Origin of the sequence: Mycobacterium sp. (assembly GCF_052144515.1) — a bacterium.
GTDB lineage: Bacteria > Actinomycetota > Actinomycetes > Mycobacteriales > Mycobacteriaceae > Mycobacterium.
The window spans coordinates 1-2893 of record NZ_JBKQQD010000107.1; the positions used below are offsets into that span (position 1 = coordinate 1).

The 2893-nt window shown below is 64.7% G+C and carries 3 protein-coding genes; 1 reads left to right on the top strand and 2 read right to left on the bottom strand.

What is annotated here, in order from left to right:
- Positions 1-425: DUF4345 domain-containing protein (locus ACLP9N_RS06670; protein WP_442406650.1), on the top strand; the 425-nt coding region annotated here is incomplete at its 5' end.
- Positions 426-769: 344 nt separating this feature from the next.
- On the opposite strand, the gene ACLP9N_RS06675 is transcribed toward ACLP9N_RS06670, so the two are convergent.
- Positions 770-955 (bottom strand): zinc-ribbon domain-containing protein, encoded by a 186-nt coding sequence (locus ACLP9N_RS06675; RefSeq protein WP_442406651.1) that lies wholly within the window; start codon positions 953-955, stop codon positions 770-772.
- Between the two features lie 357 nt (positions 956-1312).
- Positions 1313-2893 (bottom strand): diguanylate cyclase domain-containing protein (locus tag ACLP9N_RS06680; protein WP_442406652.1); only part of this gene is annotated, 1581 nt, incomplete at its 5' end.

The following is a 2893-nucleotide window of genomic DNA, read 5'->3' on the forward strand; positions in this document are numbered from 1 at the left end:
TGGATTCGCAGGGCGGTGACGGCGGTCGCAGGCAGCTGCAGATCCTCGCGGCAACGTTGGCAGCCATCCCGTTCGTCTCCGGTCTGGCGGGGATGATCGCAGGCCCGGCGACGCTGCCCGGCGACAATAGTCGATTCGAATCCAGCGCTGACAGCGAGTACCGCTTCGCCAGCACATTCTGGTTCGCCACCGCGCCCATCCTCTGGTCCGCGGTGCCCAACATCGAGAAGCGGGGCGGCCGCTTTCGCACTGTGTGCGGCGTGGTGTTCCTCGGCGGCCTGGCGCGGCTGTTGTCTTGGCGGCGCACCGGCCGCCCACATCCGCTGTTCGTCGCTGCGATCGGTCTGGAGCTGATCGGGATGCCAGCGTTGGTGGCCTGGCAGGCCAGGGTCGCGAACCGCTCGTTGAAACGTAAGTCAATGTGAGTGTTCCCTAGCCGATAGCAATACCACCGCGACTATCAGAGGGGTACACACCGGAACGTCGTGCAGGCCGCCCCGAAGAATCAGTTCTCCCCCGACGCGCGAGAAACGATGCCTCCTCCCCGTCGTTCTCGTCTGCGGGCGTCAGGAGCATTTCGGTTCACCCGAACTCCGTCCGGCTTCGTTTCCGTCCGGGTCTACAAAATGCTCGCTAGCGCGCTGCAACGCCAGCAGACGCGACCTATCCGGTAGTCCGGTTATCCCTCTTCGAGCGCTCGTTCGGGTTTGGCCTGATGATGACGGCTCACCCCACGTGGTCGGGCGTCCATGGTTCGGGCCCTCCACCTCTACCTTAGAGAAATAACCACGTCGGCGAACAGCGCCGTCACCTGCTTGTACTCCGCCGATCGGCTGACCTGTGTGACCGGGGCACCGCACTCGTTACAGAACTTGGAGTTCGGTGGCAGTTCGGTGCCGCACGACCCACACGGCAGTCCCGCCGCTGTCAGCGCACCGCGACTACTGTCATCCACGTCAGTATCGTGTCACCGGTGCTCGGTGATGTCCGTCATATCGCCGTGCCATCTCCGACACGGAGTTTTGAGACCCTCATATGCCGTCTCATTCGAGACAGCAAAACAATTGCGAATGGGACATTCACGCGGCGACGAAGTCGACTAGCGGGGCTACACGTATAGCCGACGGCGTGCAACGCGAATCTCGGCAGCCTTCCCGGCTCGCTGATCATCAGGTCGTGGCACGTGTCGATGACGTTTGGCACGCTATGACTGGCCGTGAGAGTGTCAGCCTGATCTCGCTTCTACCGTGACGGTTTGTTTCAGGATCACCCTGGCGTAGAAAACGCTCGGAATTGACCCTGTCCCCGCGCTTCAGAAGTGAGCCTGCCAAGCCCTCGGAGCGCCGGTGAGCGAGTCACGTTGGTTGGTGGGGTGCCCTCGCCTTCGATCTCGCAGCTGCTCGGTGAAGTAGTGGCTTTTGCCCCGGCCTGTGGCTTTGGCTTCGTACATGGCGGTGTCGGCGTCGCGCAGGATCTCTGCCGCGCCGCGCGGGTCGTTGTTTTCGATCACAACGATTCCGATGCTGGCCCCGATGCGGAGTGTCACGCCCTCGACGACGACCGGTTCCGACAGGGTCGCGTGGAGTCTGTCGGCGAGTGCGTCGAGGTCGGGGCGGGCGATCTGACCGATCAGCAGGGCGACGAATTCGTCGCCGCCAAGCCGGGCGACCACGTCGTCGGGTCGGACGGCGCGGCGGAGACGTTGCGCCGCGCTCCGTAGCACGTCGTCGCCTGCGTCGTGGCCGAGCGAATCGTTGACCCTCTTGAGATTGTCCAGATCGATGAACAGGACCGCCGCCAAGACCTGGTGGCCGCCGGATTCGAGCGCTTCGGTAACCCGGGTGACGACGTAGGCGCGGTTGGGCAGCCCGGTCAGCGAGTCGTGTGTGGCCTCGTAGGCGAGCCGTTCGCTGGCGGTGCGTTGTGCGGTGATATCGGTGAGTGAGATGAGCACCGCTGAATGCTGGGGATGGTCTGGGTTGAGCAGGCGATAGCTTGCGGACAGCCATACCCGTTGTCCGTCGAAGCGATCGGTGCTGAATACGTAATCACTGATTGGGGTTCCGGTCTGCCGGATCTGGGTGAGCGGATGCCGGTCTGCACCGATGAGGTGGCCGTTGGTGTCGTAGATGGGAAAGTCGAGGGCTCTGTTGGCTCCCCGGTTTTTGAGAACCTCGGGCGCCGTGCCGAATATTCGGTCGGCCGCCGGGTTGGAGGATTCGACACAGCCGTCGCTGTCGATGACCGCGACCCCGTAGTCGAGTGTGGTCACCACGGTTTGGAGGTGTTGTTCGGCGTGGCGCAGGGCGGTCTGGTCGGTGCAGACCAGGACATAGCCGTTGTCTATTGCGGTGGCGGAGACCCGCACCGCCAGAGCCGCTCCGTCCGCGGCGTGGTGGGTGCTGTGAACGATTCCGCCGTGGGCGATGATCGCGGCGGGGTCCAACGGGGCGCCGACCGCCTCGCTGGCCGGGAGTGCCAGTGCTCGTGCGGCGGGTCGGCGGTAGATGGCTTCAGCGGCCGGGTTCCAATTGGTGACGATGCCGGTGGACGTGGTGGTGATGATCGCGTCGCTGACGTGGGTGGCCAGCGCCGCCTGGCAGCGCAGCGCCGCCTCCGCGGCCTTCTGGGCAGACAGGTCGCGGAGGATCACCTGATAGGCGGGTCTGCCCTCCCAGACCGTCAGCACCGACACTGCCTCGACGTCGAGGGTGGTGCCATCAAAGCGCAGCATCACCGCCTCCGAGGGTGTAGAGGTGTCCCCCTCGTGCCGCAGGGAAGCGATTCGCGCCAGCATCGCGGGAACCGAGTCCGGATGGACGAATTCGGTGATCGGGTGTCCCACCAGCTGAGCGCACGACTGTGCGCCGATCCAGCGGACCCCGGCGGGGTT